The sequence below is a fragment of the Streptomyces sp. NPDC091279 genome (assembly GCF_044757465.1).
GTDB lineage: Bacteria > Actinomycetota > Actinomycetes > Streptomycetales > Streptomycetaceae > Streptomyces.
The window spans coordinates 1-17,015 of sequence record NZ_JBIVVA010000003.1; the positions used below are offsets into that span (position 1 = coordinate 1).

Annotated in this window: 12 protein-coding genes and 1 rRNA gene; 4 read left to right on the plus strand and 9 right to left on the minus strand. The window is 72.1% G+C overall.

Features of this window, described 5'->3' with window-relative positions; all coding sequences use genetic code 11:
• Positions 1-74: ribosomal RNA gene (locus ACIQOU_RS07325) — 16S ribosomal RNA — on the minus strand; the annotation flags it as partial.
• 660 nt (positions 75-734) lie between these two features.
• On the opposite strand from ACIQOU_RS07325, the gene trpS reads away from it, so the two are divergent.
• On the plus strand, positions 735-1,775 hold the full coding sequence (gene trpS, locus ACIQOU_RS07330) for a tryptophan--tRNA ligase (RefSeq protein ID WP_401534727.1): 1,041 nt from the start codon (positions 735-737) through the stop codon (positions 1,773-1,775).
• A 33-nt stretch (positions 1,776-1,808) separates the two neighbouring features.
• On the opposite strand, the gene proC is transcribed toward trpS, so the two are convergent.
• Complete coding sequence (gene proC / locus ACIQOU_RS07335) at positions 1,809-2,621, minus strand: pyrroline-5-carboxylate reductase (RefSeq protein ID WP_401534730.1); 813 nt, start codon at positions 2,619-2,621, stop codon at positions 1,809-1,811.
• Positions 2,622-3,047: 426 nt separating this feature from the next.
• Between proC and ACIQOU_RS07340 the strand changes: the two genes are divergently transcribed.
• Positions 3,048-4,481: a SulP family inorganic anion transporter gene (locus ACIQOU_RS07340; RefSeq protein ID WP_401534733.1), complete on the plus strand. Its 1,434-nt coding sequence runs from the start codon at positions 3,048-3,050 to the stop codon at positions 4,479-4,481.
• Here the strand turns inward: ACIQOU_RS07340 and ACIQOU_RS07345 are convergent.
• From ACIQOU_RS07345 to ACIQOU_RS07355, 3 genes are read right to left on the minus strand one after another with little or no spacing between them, the layout of a single operon-like run.
• Complete coding sequence (locus ACIQOU_RS07345) at positions 4,445-5,281, minus strand: class I SAM-dependent methyltransferase (protein ID WP_401534736.1); 837 nt, start codon at positions 5,279-5,281, stop codon at positions 4,445-4,447. The genes ACIQOU_RS07340 and ACIQOU_RS07345 overlap by 37 nt on opposite strands.
• A 52-nt stretch (positions 5,282-5,333) precedes the next feature.
• Complete coding sequence (locus ACIQOU_RS07350) at positions 5,334-5,828, minus strand: EamA/RhaT family transporter (RefSeq protein ID WP_401534738.1); 495 nt, start codon at positions 5,826-5,828, stop codon at positions 5,334-5,336.
• Between the two features lie 42 nt (positions 5,829-5,870).
• The gene (locus ACIQOU_RS07355; protein ID WP_401534741.1) at positions 5,871-6,173 is read right to left on the minus strand and encodes an SH3 domain-containing protein; all 303 of its coding nucleotides are present in this window, start codon (positions 6,171-6,173) and stop codon (positions 5,871-5,873) included.
• 195 nt (positions 6,174-6,368) lie between these two features.
• Here ACIQOU_RS07355 and ACIQOU_RS07360 point away from each other — a divergent pair, with 195 nt between their 5' ends.
• On the plus strand, positions 6,369-8,552 hold the full coding sequence (locus ACIQOU_RS07360; protein WP_401534743.1) for a PQQ-binding-like beta-propeller repeat protein: 2,184 nt from the start codon (positions 6,369-6,371) through the stop codon (positions 8,550-8,552).
• A gap of 89 nt (positions 8,553-8,641) precedes the next feature.
• Here the strand turns inward: ACIQOU_RS07360 and ilvD are convergent, their stop codons facing one another.
• The 3 genes from ilvD to ACIQOU_RS07375 all read right to left on the minus strand — a co-directional run bounded on the left by ilvD (position 8,642) and on the right by ACIQOU_RS07375 (position 13,160).
• Positions 8,642-10,495: a dihydroxy-acid dehydratase gene (ilvD, locus tag ACIQOU_RS07365; protein ID WP_401534745.1), complete on the minus strand. Its 1,854-nt coding sequence runs from the start codon at positions 10,493-10,495 to the stop codon at positions 8,642-8,644.
• 453 nt (positions 10,496-10,948) lie between these two features.
• Complete coding sequence (locus ACIQOU_RS07370) at positions 10,949-11,773, minus strand: sugar phosphate isomerase/epimerase family protein (RefSeq protein WP_401534747.1); 825 nt, start codon at positions 11,771-11,773, stop codon at positions 10,949-10,951.
• 448 nt (positions 11,774-12,221) lie between these two features.
• Positions 12,222-13,160, minus strand: a complete 939-nt coding sequence (locus ACIQOU_RS07375; protein ID WP_401534750.1) for a Ppx/GppA family phosphatase — start codon at positions 13,158-13,160, stop codon at positions 12,222-12,224.
• Positions 13,161-13,244: 84 nt separating this feature from the next.
• Between ACIQOU_RS07375 and ACIQOU_RS07380 the strand changes: the two genes are divergently transcribed.
• Complete coding sequence (locus tag ACIQOU_RS07380; RefSeq protein WP_401534752.1) at positions 13,245-14,087, plus strand: hypothetical protein; 843 nt, start codon at positions 13,245-13,247, stop codon at positions 14,085-14,087.
• A 444-nt stretch (positions 14,088-14,531) separates the two neighbouring features.
• On the opposite strand, the gene ACIQOU_RS07385 is transcribed toward ACIQOU_RS07380, so the two are convergent.
• Positions 14,532-16,166, minus strand: coding sequence for a hypothetical protein (locus tag ACIQOU_RS07385; RefSeq protein ID WP_401534754.1), 1,635 nt, complete (start codon positions 16,164-16,166; stop codon positions 14,532-14,534).
• Between the last annotated feature and the right edge of the window lie 849 nt (positions 16,167-17,015).

Genomic DNA, 17,015 nt, shown 5'->3' on the forward strand with positions numbered 1-17,015 from the left:
CTTCATCGTTCGACTTGCATGTGTTAAGCACGCCGCCAGCGTTCGTCCTGAGCCAGGATCAAACTCTCCGTGAATGTTTACTCGGCCAGCAACTAGTACCGGCCGGTGACACCACGAGAGCGGAACAGCCAGGCGGAATAAGCCCGGCCGTTCACAGCGTCCTCGCTGTGTTTTTCAAAGGAACCTCGTCCCAACCGAACGGTTGGAGACGGGGTATCAACATATCTGGCGTTGATTTTTGGCACGCTGTTGAGTTCTCAAGGAACGGTCGCTTCCTTTGTACTCACCCTCTCGGGCTTTCCTCCGGGCTGCTTCCCTTCGGTCTTGCGTTTCCGACTCTATCAGATCTTTCCGATCCGATTTCCTCGGTGCTTTCCAGGTTCTTCGCTTTCGCGCTTTCCCTTTCCGGCGGTTCCGACTCTATCAGATCCTTTCGGGCCTGATTCCCAGTCAGCGGGCTTTGCCTTCCCGGCTGTTGGGCCGTTCCGACGTGGTGAACCTTAGCGGATTCCCGGCTCCCGAAGCTAATCGGGGACCGCGTCCTTTCGAACGTGGATTCCTCATTTCGCAAACACACAACCGACAGCACGACATCGACCGGAACGACCGGTCGTCGTGAGTAAGTGGCCCTGCGGAATGGCTGTCCGGGGACCGACCGGGGTCGGCGCTCACGCTGGACAACTCGGAGAACAGTACGGATGACACACCGGCGTGTCAACTTGCGCCCGGGACGGATGACACGGGTCTTCAGTGGGATCAAGCCGACCGGGCATCTGACGTTGGGCAACTATCTGGGCGCCCTGCGGCAGTGGGTCACGGTGGACCAGCATCGGGCCGACGCCCTGTTCTGCGTCGTCGATCTGCACGCGCTCACCGTGCACCACGATCCGGCGCGGGTGCGCCGGCTCAGTCGGCAGGCGGCGACGTTGTTGCTGGCGGCCGGGGCCGATCCGGAGCTGTGCACCGTCTTCGTGCAGAGCCATGTCGACGAGCACGCCCGGCTGTCGTATCTGCTGGAGTGTGTGGCCACCGACGGTGAGATGCGACGGATGGTGCAGTACAAGGAGAAGGCCGCGCGGGAACGGGACCGGGGCGGGAGCGTGCGGCTGTCGCTGCTGACGTATCCGGTGCTGATGGCGGCGGACATCCTCGCCCACCGGGCCGACGAGGTGCCGGTCGGTGACGACCAGACGCAGCACGTGGAGCTGACGCGGGACCTCGCCGAGCGGTTCAACCAGCGGTACGGGCACACGTTCACGGTGCCCAGGGCGACGCGGCCCGAGGTGGCCGCGCGGGTGATGAACCTCCAGGACCCGACGTCGAAGATGGGCCAGTCCGACGACTCCGGGCCCGGGATCGTCTATCTGCTCGACGAGCCGGACGTGGTGCGCAAGAAGATCATGCGGGCGGTGACCGACAGCGGGCGCGATGTCGTGTACGACCCCGAGGAGCGGCCCGGGGTCGCGAATCTGCTGGAGATCCTCGCCGCGTGCACCGGTGGGGACCCGGCCGCCCTCGGGGAGGAGTACGGGTCGTACGGGGCCCTCAAGAAGGACGTCACGGAGGCCGTGGTGGCGGAGTTGCGGCCGGTGTGGGACCGGCACCGGGAGTTGTGCGCCGATCCCGGGTACGTCGAGCGGGTGTTGCGGGACGGGGCGGCGAAGGCGCGGGCGCTGGCCCGGCCCACCGTCGACGCCGCTTACCGGGCGATCGGGCTGTTGCCTCCGGCGGTGGAGGCGGTGTCGGAGGCGGGGGTGGGGGTGGGGGTGGGGTAGGCGCGGGGCGTCTTCGGCGCCGTTCGGTCGGGGTCAGTCCTTTTTGCCTGTGGCCAGTTCGCGGCTGCGGTCTCGGGCTGCTTCGAGGGCGGCGATGAGGGCGGCGCGGACGCCGTGGTTCTCCAGCTCGCGGATGGCGTTGATGGTGGTGCCGGCCGGGGAGGTGACGTTCTCCCGGAGTTTGACGGGGTGTTCGCCGCTGTCGCGGAGCATCGTCGCGGCGCCGATCGCGGACTGGACGATGAGGTCGTGGGCCTTGTCGCGGGGCAGGCCGAGCAGGATGCCGGCGTCCGTCATCGCTTCGACCAGGTAGAAGAAGTAGGCCGGTCCCGAGCCGGAGAGGGCCGTGCAGGCGTCCTGCTGGGACTCGGGGACGCGGAGGGTCTTGCCGACGGCGCCGAAGATGTCCTCGGTGTGGGCGAGGTGGGCCTCGGTGGCGTGGCTGCCGGCGGAGATGACGGACATCGCCTCGTCGACGAGGGCCGGGGTGTTCGTCATGACCCGGACGACCGGGGTGCCCGCGGCGAGGCGTTCCTCGAAGAACGACGTCGGGATGCCGGCCGCGCCGCTGATGATCAGGCGGTCGGCGGGGACGTGGGGGGCGAGTTCGTCGAGGAGGGCGCCCATGTCCTGCGGCTTGACCGTGAGGATCAGGGTGTCGGCTCGCTTTGCCGCCTCGGCGTTGGTGACGGGGGTGACGCCGTGGCGGGTGCGGAGTTCTTCGGCGCGTTCTGGGCGGCGGGTGGTGACGAGGAGGTCGGCGGGGGGCCAGCCGCTGCGGATCACTCCGCTGAGCAGGGCTTCGCCGATCTTGCCGGTGCCTAGGACGGCGACGGTCTGGGGCATGGCTGGTCCTCCGGGGTGTGCGGGTTCCCGGGCATCCTCGCATCTCGCCCCCGCCGCCCTTTCCCGTTCCCTTGGCTGGCACTGGGGGCTGCCGCCCCCAGACCCCCGCTTCGGCCCTGAACGGGCCTCGTCCTCAAACTCCCCCAGAGGGGGGACCCCCAGGCGGGCTGGAGTTGCCCTGACCGGCGTCTCAGAAACCGGACGGGCTGAGAGCGGGGGCGCAGGCTTGTGGGGGTGGGATTGGAAGCGGGGGGTCCGGATCGGGTGCCTCCGTGTTCATGGGCTTGGTGTCCGGGGTGGGTGCGGGGGTGGCTTCCGTTGGCGACAATGGGGTTCGGTGTGGGGTCATATGCCGTGCACTGACGTCTGTCGCGTCTTCCCCCGGCGCGGCGCCCACGCATCTCCCTTGACCACGGAGGTGCAGTCATGCGCTCTGGCACAGGCAAAGCCGATCTGCTCGCTTCTTCAGTCGTGTTCCTCGTGGCGCTGCCGCTCTGTGTGGGCGTGGCCATGGCGTCCGGTGTGCCGGCCGAACTGGGGCTGGTCACCGGGATCGTCGGTGGCCTCGTCGCCGGTGCGCTGCCCGGCAGCAGTCTTCAGGTGAGCGGTCCCGCCGCGGGGCTCACGGTGCTGGTGTACGAGGCCGTGCACACCTACGGCGTCGAGGCGCTCGGGGTGCTCGTCCTCAGTGCCGGGCTGCTGCAACTGGGGCTCGGGGCGCTGCGGTGCGGGCGCTGGTTCCGGGCCGTGTCCGGGGCGGTCGTGCACGGGATGCTCGCCGGGATCGGGCTCGTTCTGCTGGTCGGGCAGGTGTACCCGCTCGGCGACGCGACGGCGCCCGCGAGTGGGCTCGGCAAGATAACGGGGCTGGTGACGTTGCCCGGTCTGGTGGACCCGGTGGCGTTGTCAGTGGGGGGTGCCACCATAGCGGTGTTGGTGCTGTGGCCGCGGTGGCGGCGGGGTGCGCGGGTGGCGCCCGCGCCGCTGGTCGCGGTGGTGGCGGTGTCGGTGGTGACCGGCGTGTTCGACCTGGGCGTGCGCCGGGTGGAGGTGCGGGGGCTGCTCGACGCCGTGCGGGTGCCGGGGGTGTCGGATGTCGGGCGGCTGGCTGATGTGGGGGTGATCGGGACGGTCGTCGCGTTCACGTTGATCGCGTCGGCGGAGTCGTTGTTCAGCGCGGCGGCGGTGGACCGGATGCATCGGGGGCCGCGTACGGACTACGACCGTGAGCTGATGTCGCAGGGGGTGGGCAACACGGTGTGCGGGCTGCTCGGGGCGTTGCCGATGACCGCGGTGATCGTGCGCAGCGCGGCCAATGTGCGGGCCGGGGCCAGGACCAAGGCCTCCCGGGTGCTGCACGGGGTGTGGCTGTTGCTGTTCACGGCCGTGGTGCCCGGGGTGCTCGGGCTGATACCGGTGGCGGCGCTGGCGGGGCTGCTGGTGCACGCGGGGTGCAAGTTGATACCGGTGCGGGAGGTGCGGCTGTTGTGGCGTGGGCATCGCGGCGAGGTGCTGGTGCTGGTGGTGACGACGGTCGCGATCGTCGTCGGGAACCTGTTCGAGGGGGTGTTGATCGGGTTGGCGGTGGCGATAGCGAAGACGGCGTGGGAGACCAGCCTCGTCCATGTGGAGACGGCTGACGACCCGGACGGGGGCCTGGTCGTGCGGATACTCGGGCACGCGACGTTCCTGCGGTTGCCGAAGCTGTTGGACGCGTTGGAGGCGTTGCCCCGGGACCGGGCGGTGCGCCTGGAGCTGGGTGGGCTGCGGCACGTCGACCACGCGTGTGCGGCGGCCCTGGAGGGGTGGGCCGCCGCGCGGGATCACGGGCGGGCGGCGACGAGCAGTTCGACGACGTAGGTCTCCTCGACGAACCCGTCCGGGAACTCGGCGAGCAGATGGCCGCGCTCCTCGGTGAGGAAGGCCGCGGCGCCCTCCTCACCGAGGACCAGGAAGACGGAGTGGCTGCCGATGTTGGCGAGGTGGGTGTCGACAGGGACGCGGCGGCTCCAGCGGACCGTGCGCGGGGTGAAGTCCAGGCTGCCGGTGGGGTCGGCGGCGGCCGTGCGCGGGGCGGCGCCCTGGAGGCCGCCGACGCGGTCGATGCCGAAGTGGCGTTGGATGCGGCCCCCTTGCCGGGCGATCCAGGGCACGTCGACGGCGTTGGTGTTCCACCACAGCGCGAGCGAGCCGCCGGGGCGCAGGACCCGTAGTGCCTCCGGCACCGCGCGGGCCGGCTCGGTCCAGTGCCATGACTGGGCGTAGGTGACGAAGTCGGCGCTCCCGTCGGCGAACGGCAGCGCGTTGCCGTCGCCGCGCACCACGGGGACGTCGGGCAGGCCGCGGTGGAACTCGGCGGCCATCCCCTCGCCGGGCTCCACCCCGACCACCCGTGCGCCCCGCGCGTGCAGCAGTGCCGTCGAGATGCCGGTGCCCGCCCCGACGTCGATCACCCGGGCCCCGGCGAGGGGGTGTCCGGCGACCGCTTCGATCTCGTCGAGGAGCGCGGTCGGGTAGGAGGGGCGGTTCGCCGCGTACTGCGCGGCCGCCGTGTCGAAGGACCGGGCCCGGAGCGCGTGGTGGGCGGGCGAGGAGGAGAGGCCGGGGGCCGGGGAGGAGGAGGGAGAAGGGGAGGCGGGGGAAGGGGTGGGTGTCGTCATGGGGACATGGTGGCCCTGGGGGCAGTGGGGCGGGAGGGGGCCTTGGGGTGGGTCAGGGGTGGCGGCGTTTTTTGGAGGGGTTGCCGGTGCGGCGGGTGGTGCGCTTTTCGTGCTGGGCGCGGGCGGTCTCGTACTCCTCGCGGTGGAGGGTCTCGCCGGGGGCCTCCTTGAGGGAGCGGAGGAAGTAGGCGAGGAGGGAGCCCACGAAGCCGATGGCGAGCAGGCCGCGCAGGGAGGACTGGCGTTCCGGGTCGGGGCGGCTGGTGAAGCTGTCCCAGGTGTGGCGGAAGGCGAGTGCGGTGCAGACCACGAACATGGCGACGACCAGGACGTTCACGAAGGTGCCGGTGTCGGCGATCTGGAGGCCCTGGTAGGCGAAGCGCAGGACGAGGCAGGCGAGCACGGCGGCGGCCAGCGAGCCGACGGCGGCGCCGGTCCGGCGGAGGGGGTAGCCGTGGTCGTGGTGCACCCATGTCGTGCCGAAGAAGCGCAGGGGCTCGGGTCGGGGGCCCGCGGGGGTGGCCGGGGTGCCGTGGTCGTCGCTCACGGGACGATTATGGCGCCCGGTGCCCGCGGGCTCCCGGTCGGATCAGCCGCAGCCCGGGGCCACGTAGCCGGAGCTGCCGGTGAGGACGTAGGCGTCCGAGACGTACTGGCCGCCGGCGATGTTGTCCCAGATCTTCGATGTGCCGTAGGGCCCGGACACCTTGGTGCCCGTGGTCTGGCAGTAGATCGTGACGCGGGCGCCCTCGGACAGCGTGCGGACGATCGGGTAGCCGGTGCCGGGTCCGCTGCGGACGTTGAGCTGGACGCCCGGCGCGACCGGATAGGTCCGGGCCGCCGTGGCCGCCGTCGTCGTTGCCTGGGTCTGTTCGGAACTGTCGACAGACATGTGGAAACTCCCCCCCTGTGCTCCCCATGGCTGCCATGGGGAGCAGTTGATTCCCCTGTTTCCGGCCATGAAACGCCCGAAAACGTGTGTTGCCGAAGCGTATCCGGACACCCGCAAGCCGCCTCTGTCTCGCACGTGTCATCGACTAGGCTCCGTCCGTCGCGCGCGCGAACGAGCAGGCACGGGGGTGGTTCCATGGCGCCGCAGGGCAGTACCGGAGCGGGCGCGGAAGCGGAACTTCCCGAGTACGCCGGTCATTACCACCTGGAGTCGTGTCTCGGCTCCGGCGGCATGGGCGTCGTGCACCTGGCCCGTTCCACCTCGGGGCTGAAGCTCGCGGTGAAGGTCGTGCACGCCCGGTTCGCCAGGGACCCGGAGTTCAGGGGCCGGTTCCGGCAGGAGATCGCCGCCGCGCGCCGGGTCAGCGGTGCTTTCACCGCGCCGGTGGTCGACGCCGACCCGGATGCCGAACGGCCCTGGATGGCCACGTTGTTCATCCCCGGGCCGACCCTCGCCGAGCATGTGAAGCGGAACGGCGCGATGCCCACCGCGCAACTGCGGCGGCTGATGGCCGGGTTGGCGGAGGCGTTGCGGGACATCCACCGGGTGGGGGTGGTGCACCGGGATCTGAAGCCGAGCAATGTGCTGCTCGCCAAGGACGGCCCGAAGGTCATCGACTTCGGCATCTCCCGGCCGAAGGACAGCGAACTGCGCACCGAGACAGGCAAGTTGATCGGGACGCCGCCGTTCATGGCTCCGGAGCAGTTCCGGCGGCCGAGGGAGGTCGGGCCCGCCGCCGATGTCTTCGCGCTGGGCTCGGTGCTGGTGCACGCGGCGACCGGGCGGGGTCCCTTCGACTCGGACAGTCCCTATCTCGTCGCCTACCAGGTCGTGCACGACGAACCCGATCTGACCGGGGTGCCCGAGCCGTTGGCGCCGCTGGTGCGGCGCTGTCTGGCCAAGGAGCCCGAAGAGCGGCCCACGCCGGACGAGTTGATGCGTGAGCTGCGGTCGGTGGCGGCCTCCTACGACACCCAGGCCTTCATACCGGCCCAGCGGACGACGGACGCCGACGCCGGGGAGGGGGGCGGTGACGGTGACCGTGAGGGTCACCGTGACGGTGAGGGGGACGGTGATCGCGAGGGTGGTCGTGCCGGGGATGGCGATGGGGGCGGTGGGGGCGGTGGGGACGAGGCCGTTTCCGGTCGGCGTCGGTGGGCTCGTCGGAGGGTGGGCCTCGCGGCCGTCGCCGTCGCGCTCGCTCTGGGTGCCGGGGTCGTGGCCGTCCAGTCCGGTGGGAGTGATGAGCGGCCGACGGGTAGGGCCAAGTCCGGTTCCACGCGGGGGAGTTCGGCGGGGTTCGAGGCCTGGCAGGTGAAGGCGCCCGGTTCGGGGATGCCTCAATGTTCCTACGGGGGCGCGCAGTTGGTGTGCGGGCAGGCCGGGGTGGTGTTCGCGCTCGATCCCGCCGACGGGACGTCGCTGTGGCGGCACCCCGTCGCCGACACCGCCCGGAGCGCTCCGCCCACCTTCTCCGGCGGCCTCGTGCAGCCCCTGACGGAGGCCACCTCGCGTCTGGAGGCGCTCAACCCCCGTGACGGCACGGTGCGTTGGCACCATGACCGGCCCTCGGACAGCGCCCTGCGGACCGTCGCCGGGATGCTGCTGCTCACCGGCGCCGACGGCCGGGTCACCGGGGTCGACAGCGCCACCGGCGACCAGAAGTGGCAGCACCGTATCCCGGGGCAGACCACGCCGTACCTGAGATCGTTCGCCGGGGACCCGTCGGTGTACGCGGTGTCGGTCGACGGCACCCATACGCGCGTCGCCGCCGTGAACCCGGTGACGGGCAAGGTGAGTTGGGAGGCTCGGCTGGCCGGGTCGCTGACGCCGGTCGGGGTCCACGACGGCTCGGTCACCTTCCTGGCGAACGATCTGTCCGACGTCACGCAGGCCGTCGTTCACTACGACCCCGGGGCGCGGAAGGCGCGGCGGACGGCGTTGCCGGTCGGGCTGAACGGTGCCGTGGCCACCGTGCGCGGGTCGGTCGTGTATCTGATGGCGGTGGGCGGCACCCTCGAAGCCGTCGACACGGAGACCGGCACGTCGCTGTGGCAGTTGGAGACCTCGCTGAGCCGGGGTTCGGCGCCCGCTGTCGACGCGCGGCATGTGTATGTCAGCGCCGCCGACGGGCGGTTGATCGCGGTGGACGCGCGCAAGGGCACGTTCGTCGGGCAGACCGGGCCCCGCCCCTCGGGCCGGTCGAACCAGGTGCCCGGCGTGCTGCCGACCCCGGTGCTGTCCGGCTCCGCCGTCTACGGCGCCGCCCCCGACGGCACCGTCTTCGCCGTGGACGCGCGGCAACCGGCGCACTGGTAGCCGCCGTTCAGCCGAGTTGAGAAGGGCCGCTCCCTCCGGGGAGGTAGCGGCCCTTCAACGCCCTTGACCTGGGCGGGAGTCGGGCTGGTTCAGCCGAGCTTGCTCACGTCGCGGACGGCGCCCTTGTCGGCGCTGGTGGCCATCGCGGCGTAGGCGCGCAGCGCGGCGGAGACCTTGCGCTCGCGGTTCTTCGGGGCGTACCGGCCGTTCAACTCCTGCTCGCGGCGGGCGAGTTCGGCGTCGTCGACGAGGAGTTCGATGGTGCGGTTCGGGATGTCGATGCGGATGCGGTCGCCGTTCTCGACGAGGGCGATGGTGCCGCCGGAGGCCGCCTCGGGGGAGGCGTGGCCGATGGAGAGGCCCGAAGTGCCGCCGGAGAAGCGGCCGTCGGTGATCAGGGCGCAGGTCTTGCCGAGGCCGCGGCCCTTGAGGAAGGACGTCGGGTAGAGCATCTCCTGCATGCCGGGGCCGCCCTTGGGGCCCTCGTAGCGGATGACGACGACATCGCCGTCGGTCACCTGTTTGTTGAGGATCTTCTCGACGGCCTCCTCCTGCGACTCGCAGACGACCGCCGGGCCCTCGAAGGTCCAGATGGACTCGTCGACACCGGCGGTCTTCACGACGCAGCCGTCGACGGCGAGGTTGCCCTTGAGGACCGCGAGGCCGCCGTCCTTGGAGTAGGCGTGCTCGGCGTCGCGGATACAGCCCTCGGCGGCGTCCTCGTCCAGGGCGGCCCAGCGCTCGGACTGGGAGAAGGCCTCGGCGGAGCGGACGCAGCCGGGGCCCGCGTGCCACATCTCGACGGCCTCCGGGGAGGGCGAACCGCCGCGCACGTCCCAGGTCTTGAGCCAGTCGGAGAGGGACGGGCTGTGCACCGAGTGGACGTCCTCGTGGAGCAGGCCCGCGCGGTGCAGCTCGCCGAGGAGGGCCGGGATGCCACCGGCGCGGTGCACGTCCTCCATGTAGTACGTGCGGTTCTTGGCGACGTTCGGCGCGACCTTCGCGAGGCACGGCACGCGGCGCGAGACGGCGTTGATCTCGTCCAGGCCGAACGGCACGCCCGCCTCCTGGGCGGCGGCGAGCAGGTGGAGGATCGTGTTGGTGGAGCCGCCCATCGCGATGTCGAGGGCCATCGCGTTCTCGAAGGCGGCGACGGTGGCGACGTTGCGCGGCAGGACCGTCTCGTCGTCCTGGTCGTAGTACCTGCGGGTGATGTCCATGACCGTGCGGGCGGCGTCGACGTACAGGCGTTTACGGGCCGTGTGGGTGGCCAGGACCGAGCCGTTGCCGGGGAGGGAGAGGCCGATGGCCTCGGTCAGGCAGTTCATCGAGTTGGCGGTGAACATGCCGGAACAGGAGCCGCAGGTCGGACAGGCGTTCTCCTCGATGTTGAGGACGTCCGCGTCGGAGACCTTGTCGTTGGCGGCCTCGACCATCGCGTCGATCAGGTCGAGGGTGCGGACGGTGCCGTCCTGGAGCGTGGCCCGGCCGGCCTCCATCGGGCCGCCGGAGACGAAGACCGTGGGGATGTTCAGCCGCAGTGCGGCGTTGAGCATGCCCGGGGTGATCTTGTCGCAGTTGGAGATGCAGATCAGGGCGTCCGCGCAGTGCGCCTCGACCATGTACTCGACCGAGTCCGCGATGAGGTCGCGGGAGGGCAGGGAGTACAGCATGCCGCCGTGGCCCATCGCGATGCCGTCGTCGACGGCGATGGTGTTGAACTCGCGCGGGATGCCGCCGGCCTCGACGATCGCCTCGCTGACGATCCGGCCGACCGGCTGGAGGTGGGTGTGGCCGGGGACGAACTCGGTGAAGGAGTTGGCGACCGCGATGATCGGCTTGCGGCCGATGTCCGCACCCGGTACACCGGAAGCGCGCATCAGGGCGCGTGCGCCCGCCATGTTGCGGCCGTGGGTGACTGTGCGGGACCTCAGCTCGGGCATCGTCGCTCGCTCCTTCAGGGACTGCGGTCTCGGGGACCGCGGTGGAGACGGGGCCGCGGTGCGGACCGCGGTCGGTGAGGTTCGGCGCGGGCGGGCCGCGAAGAGACCTCTGATTGCACACGAGCGTACGCCCGTCATCCAGGGACCGGGACGGAGTGTCCGGAATACGGGACGCTTGTCTCAGTACGCGTCGGATGGGGGCCCCTACGGGACCGGCCTTACGGGGTCTCCCTTACGGGACTGGCCGCACCGGGGCTCCCCTAGGGGAGCGGCCTGACGGGGATCTCCCCTAGGGGACCACCCTCACCGGGATCTCCCCTACGGGACCGGCCTGACGGGGATCTCCCCTAGGGGACCACCCTCACCGGGATCACCCCTACGGGACCGGCCCTACGGGTTTCCCCTAGTCCTCTAGTCCTCCGCCGAGCGCCGAGCGTCAAGCGCCCCCGTCGGTCACCGCCCCGGAGCCTTCAGGGCGGACGCGAGGTGGAGGCGGGTGAAGGCCAGGGCCTCGGCGAGGTCGGCCTCGCGTTCGGCGCCGGACATCGCGCGCCGGGTGTTGACCTCGATGACGACATGGCCGTCGAACCCGGTGCGGGCGAGCCGCTCCAGCAGCTCGGCGCAGGGCTGGTTGCCGCGGCCCGGGACCAGGTGCTCGTCCTTGTTGGAGCCGGTGCCGTCGGCGAGGTGGACGTGGCCGAGGCGGTCGCCCATGCGGTCGATCATGTCGGTCGCGTCGGTGCGGGCGGTCGCGGTGTGACTCAGGTCGATCGTGAAGTGCCGGTAGTCGTCCTTGGTCACGTCCCAGTCGGGGGCGTACGCGAGCATCTCGCGGTCGCGGTAGCGCCACGGGTACATGTTCTCCACGGCGAACCGCACGTCCGTCTCGTCCGCCATCCGCCAGATCCCGCTGACGAAGTCCTTCGCGTACTGGCGCTGCCAGCGGAACGGCGGGTGCACGACGACGGTGCTCGCGCCGAGCTTCTCGGCCGCCGCGCGGGCCCGCTGGAGCTTGATCCACGGGTCGGTCGACCAGACCCGCTGGGTGATGAGCAGGCAGGGGGCGTGCACGGCGAGGATCGGGATGCGGTGGTAGTCGCTGAGCCGGCGCAGCGCGTCGATGTCCTGGCTGACCGGGTCGGTCCACACCATGACCTCGACGCCGTCGTATCCGAGGCGCGCGGCGATCTCGAAGGCGGTCGCCGTCGACTCCGGGTACACGGAAGCTGTCGACAGGGCGACCTTCGCATCCGGAATCCGCACGACTGGCTCTGCCATGAGGGACAGGTTACGGGGTGCGGCCGGGTGGGAAGGGGCGCCTCCTGGCCGTTGTGGGGTTCACCACGGACACCGGCCGCGCCTGTGGCCGCCGACGGACGGCCGAGGGCGGATGCGGAACGGGCGGCGGGGCGGGTCCGACGGGAGCGGGGACGGGGCGGGGACGGGGCGAGGACAGGGGGGCCAACGGTTCACCCGGCGCCCGGCGCCCTTGGGGGTCCGCGTGCTGCGGCGGGCTGGGCGCCCTCGGGAGGCTCCCGCGTTCCTCAAGGGGCGCCCGCTGCAAGGACGTTGCCCTCGGGGCGGGGCGGTCCGCCTTGAGGGCGTCGCCGTGGTCGCCGTTCGCCTTAAGGGCGTCGTCTTTGTCGCCGTTCGCCTTAAGGGTGTTGCTCTGCCCTTGAGGGGGTGTGCGTCCCCTTAAGGGCGTTGCCCTCGGCGTCGTTCGGGGTCAGGGGGTCATGGAGCCCATGTGGTCGAGGCGGCGCAGGATGACGCCCTCGCGCAGGGCCCACGGGCAGACCTCCAGGGACTCCACGCCGAAGAGGTCCATGGTGGCCTCGGCGACCAGGGCGCCGGCGAGGAGTTGGTTGGCGCGGCCCTCGGAGACGCCGGGGAGGGCGGTGCGCTGGGCGACCGTCATGCCGGCCAGCTTGGGGACCCAGGCTTCCAGGGACTCCCGCTTCAGCTCGCGCTGTGTGTAGACGCCCTCGGTGGAGCGGGCGGCTCCGGCGATGCGGGCCAGCTGCTTGAACGTCTTCGACGTGGCGACGACGTGGTCGGGGGCGCCGAAGCGGGTGAACTCGCCGACGTTGCGGGCGATCTGGGCGCGGACGTGGCGGCGCAGCGCCCTTATGGCCTCCGGGCCCGGCGGGTCGCCCGGCAGCCAGGCGGCGGTGAGGCGGCCCGCGCCCAGCGGCAGCGAGACGGCGGCGTCGGGCTCCTCGTCGATGCCGTACGCGATCTCAAGGGAGCCGCCGCCGATGTCCAGGACCAGCAGTTTCCCGGCCGACCAGCCGAACCAGCGGCGGGCGGCGAGGAAGGTGAGCCGGGCCTCCTCGGCGCCGGTGAGGACCTGTAGCTCGACGCCGGTCTCGGCCTGCACGCGCGCGAGGACGTCATCGGCGTTGCGGGCCTCGCGCACGGCGGAGGTCGCGAACGGCAGCAGGTCCTCGACGCCCTTGTCCTCGGCGGCCTGGAGGGCGTCGTGGACGGTGGCGATCAGTTTGTCGACCCCTTCGGGGCCGATCGCGCCGTCCTCGTCGAGGAGCTGGGCAAGGCGCAGCTCCGCCTTGTGCGAGTGCGCGGGCAGCGGGCGCGCGCCCGGGTGTGCGTCCACCACCAGCAGATGCACCGTGTTCGATCCCACGTCGAGGACACCGAGTCTCATGAAGGGAAACGCTACTGCCAGCGACGCTGTGCTCCCTCCCCCCGGCGGTCTCCGGATGTCATCCGGGCCACTTACCCTGGACGCGTGCCAAAGACGAAAAAGGCGAAGGACCAGAACCCGGCCAAGTCACCCAAGGCCGACAAGTCGTCCAAGAAGTCGAAGAAGGCCCTGGCCGCCGACGAGCAGGGGCTCGACTTCGCCCGCGCCTGGGTGGAATTCCCTGATCCGGCGGACGACGAGCAGGTCTTCCGATGCGATCTGACCTGGCTGACCTCGCGCTGGAACTGCATCTTCGGCAGCGGCTGCCAGGGCATCCAGGCGGGCCGCGCGGACGACGGCTGCTGCTCGCTCGGCGCGCACTTCTCCGACGAGGAGGACGAGCAGCGGGTCGCCGGGCATGTGGCGAGGCTCACGCCGGACATCTGGCAGCACCACGCCGAGGGCACCGAGAACGGCTGGATCTCCGAGGACGAGGACGGCGACCGTCAGACGCGCCCGTTCCAGGGGTCCTGCGTCTTCCAGAACCGGCCCGGGTTCGCGGGCGGCGCGGGCTGCTCGCTGCACATCCTCGCCCTCAAGGAGGGCCGGGAGCCGCTGGAGACCAAGCCGGACGTGTGCTGGCAGCTGCCGGTGCGGCGGACCTACGACTGGATCGACCGGCCCGACGACACGCGCGTGCTCCAGGTGTCCATCGGCGAGTACGACCGGCGGGGCTGGGGTCCCGGCGGCCACGACCTGCACTGGTGGTGCACCTCGGCGACGTCGGCGCACGGCGCGGGCGACCCGGTGTACGTGTCCTACGGCCCCGAACTGACCGAACTGATGGGCAAGGCCGGCTACGACCGCCTGGTCGAGCTGTGCGAACAGCGCCTGGCGTCCCAACTCCCGATGCTGGCTCCCCACCCGGCGGACGGGGCGGGGGGCTAACGCCAGGGGCGGCTAGCGCCGGACGCGCGGGGCTAACGCCGGGGCTGGGGGGGCTAGCGCCGGGGCCGGGCGGTAACGAGGGCGGGGCCTCGGGCCGGAACAAGGACGGCGACGAAGGCCGGGGCCCAGGCCGGGACCGGGGGGCGGTGGCAGCGGTTCGGTCGGCCGGATGACGGACGGTCACGGTTTCCGTGCCGAACCGACGGTCACGGCTGCCGTTCAGGCCCTGATGGGCACCGGCCTCGGCGGATACCTCCCGCCCACGAGCGCCCCACGGACACGCACGCCCCGCAGGCCACCCACAACGCCCGTGCCCCACAGGCCGACCCGCGCCACCTGCGCCTCACAGGCCAACCCACGCCACCCGCGCCGCACAGGCAGCCCCACAGCCGGTGCGCCCCACGGACCGGCTCACGACACCCACGTCTCGCGGGCTCCCCCGCCCTAAGACGCCTCCGGGCTGGGGCTGGTGTTCTCGTCGGGCGGGGATGGGGAGGTGGGTGGGTCTGACGGGGGTGGGGACGTCGGGGTGGGGGGTGCGGAGGAGGACGGTGGGGTGGTCGGGGTGGGGTGAGGTGAGGGGGACGTCGGCGGGTGGGACGTCGGGTGGGTAGGGGTCGGGTGAGGGGTGGGGGCCGGGCCGTGGCCGTCGATGGAGACGACCGCGCCCGCCGGTGCGATCGCCACCTGCGCGCTCCAGTGGCCGGACGGCTCACGCAGGGGGTCGACGTGGACCTGGAGGGTGAACGTGTGGCCGGGGGCGAGGGTTCCCGAGGTCTGGCTGAGGTGGAGCCAGGGCGCCGAGGTGCCGGCGGACCAGTGCACCGGCGCGGTCCCGGACGCCGTGAGCGTGACGAGCGTGGCGGAGCCGCTGTTGGCCGCCGTCACGGCGAGCTGCCCCGTGCCCGTGGAGCCGGTGCCGTTGACGCTGATGACCTCGACGGAGACGCCGGGCGCCGCGCCCTTGCGGAACCGGGTCTCGGGGCGGGTGCTGGCGTTGCCCGCGTTCTGGTAGCCGGAGGCGCCGTCGGGGCCGTGTGCCTCACCGGCGGTGGCGGCGTGGCCGTCGGCGCCGTCGTCGGCACTGCGGTAGGCCGCCCACATCGCGAGCACCGGGGCGGCGACGACGGTGGCGACCACGGTCGTGGTCACGGCACGCGCGCGGAGCCGTTCGCGACGGGCCGCGCGGTCCTTGGGCGCCATCGGGAAGCCGCGCCGGTCGAAACGGGGCGCGGTGGCGCCACGCGTGCGTGGCGCGTGGACGAGCGCCATGTGCAGGGCCGCGCGGGGCGCCTCCAGAACGGGGAGTTCGGCGGGGGTGACGCTGGCGCCGGGCCAGCCGGGCTGGGCGCGTTCGGCGCGGCGGCGGCAGCGCGGGCAGTCGTCGACGTGCCGGACGAGTTCCTTGCGCAGGGCCGGGCTGAGCACCAGCCTGCGGTCGCCGGTGAGCCGGGCGACGCTCGGACAGGTGCCGCTCTCCACGACGGCGAGGGCGGCCCTGGTCCGCTCGACCTCGCAGGCGGCGGAGGCCAACAGGTCGCGGGCGGCGGCGAGTTCGAGGCCGAGGACGGCGGCGACCTCGTGGGCGGCGAGGTGGTGGCGTACGGCCAGTTCGAGGGCCTCGCGCTGCTCCGGGGTGGTGCCCGCGGCCTCGGGCCAGGCGAGCAGGGCGAGTTCGCGGCGCCGGTCCTGACGGAGTTGCTCGGGGAGGGCGGGCGGGGCCGGTTCGGGGTCGCCGGTGTGGGCGGACGCGTGCGTGCCCTGACGTTTCTGCTTGGCCTCGGTCAGCCGACGCAGGCACGCCCAGCGGGCCAACGCGTACAGCCACGCCCGACGTTCACCGAGAGCGTCGGGGCCACGGCGCCGTTCGGCGAGGGCGAGGGCGTCACCGAGGGCCGCGGTGGCCGTGTCGTGGTCGCACAGCACGGACAGGCAGTAGGTGAACAGCCCGTCGAGATAGGGCTCGTAGCGCGTGGGCGGTCGCTGTGCCAGGTTGCGCGCCGCACCGCGGTCACGCTCCTGACGGCGTGCCCGGTGGGCGCCGGCGGCTCGGGTCGAGGTCTCCGGACTGCTACTCATCCATGGACCGTAGGCGGCGCGGACCAGCACCTTCCCCTCGCTTAAGCATATTTACTCCGTACGGGTGAAACGATCCCTCAAAAGGGGACGCGGAAGTTCCAATTCCACCGCCAACGGCTTACTGAGGTCGCGGTCGACCTGTTCGCGAGCCGAGCGGCCGACCCCGCCCCGGCACCCCGGTCGACGGCCCCTCACCTCCGCGACGGCCCCGCCTTCACGCCCCCTCGACCGCGCTGCCCCGGCACCCCGGTCGACCCCGTCGCGGCTCCCGGCCGCCCCCTCCGCACGGCGCCACGTCCGATTCCCTGGCGCCCCCTCAGCTGCGCTCTCCCGGCGCCACGACAGGCCCCCTCCCGGCTCCGCAGCGGGCCGCCTCCCCGCTCCGCGACCGCCCCTCTCCCGGGCCCCCAGCCCCCCGCCTGCCCCCTTCCCGGGCCGTCCCAGCTCGACGCCCACCCCTCCCGACGCCGCGACCGACCCCTCCCGGCCCCACGGCCAGTTGCCCCCGACTCCTCGGCCGACGCCCCCAGCCCCCGGCAAGCCCCGGCCCCGGCCCCGCAGCCGCAGCCCGCACCCCCCGACTCCGCCGCCGACGCACCCCCGGAACCCAGCACCCCCCAACCCCCGCAGTCCCCCTCTCCCCTCCCCCCCCACCCCACTGGTACTGCTGGTCCCAGCCTCGGCCCTGGCGCTCGCGCGGTCCGGCGGAGGACGATGAGGGCGAGGGCCAGTTCGCCGGAGGGGGTCGTACGGGCCGGGGGTCTCGACCCGCGCGCCCTGCCCCGCCCGCCCCGGCCAGGGCGCCGTGCCCCGTTGACCGTGACGACAGAAACGGACCTTGTCGTGAGC

Bases quoted from the DNA above. Each gene is read 5' to 3' on its own strand.
- trpS (WP_401534727.1), top strand. From the start codon at position 735: ATGACACGGGTCTTCAGTGGGATCAAGCCGACCGGGCATCTGACGTTG.
- proC (WP_401534730.1), bottom strand. From the start codon at position 2,621: ATGCCCCAGACCGTCGCCGTCCTAGGCACCGGCAAGATCGGCGAAGCC.
- ACIQOU_RS07340 (WP_401534733.1), top strand. From the start codon at position 3,048: ATGCGCTCTGGCACAGGCAAAGCCGATCTGCTCGCTTCTTCAGTCGTG.
- ACIQOU_RS07345 (WP_401534736.1), bottom strand. From the start codon at position 5,281: ATGACGACACCCACCCCTTCCCCCGCCTCCCCTTCTCCCTCCTCCTCC.
- ACIQOU_RS07355 (WP_401534741.1), bottom strand. From the start codon at position 6,173: ATGTCTGTCGACAGTTCCGAACAGACCCAGGCAACGACGACGGCGGCC.
- ACIQOU_RS07360 (WP_401534743.1), top strand. From the start codon at position 6,369: ATGGCGCCGCAGGGCAGTACCGGAGCGGGCGCGGAAGCGGAACTTCCC.
- ilvD (WP_401534745.1), bottom strand. From the start codon at position 10,495: ATGCCCGAGCTGAGGTCCCGCACAGTCACCCACGGCCGCAACATGGCG.
- ACIQOU_RS07370 (WP_401534747.1), bottom strand. From the start codon at position 11,773: ATGGCAGAGCCAGTCGTGCGGATTCCGGATGCGAAGGTCGCCCTGTCG.
- ACIQOU_RS07375 (WP_401534750.1), bottom strand. From the start codon at position 13,160: ATGAGACTCGGTGTCCTCGACGTGGGATCGAACACGGTGCATCTGCTG.
- ACIQOU_RS07385 (WP_401534754.1), bottom strand. From the start codon at position 16,166: ATGAGTAGCAGTCCGGAGACCTCGACCCGAGCCGCCGGCGCCCACCGG.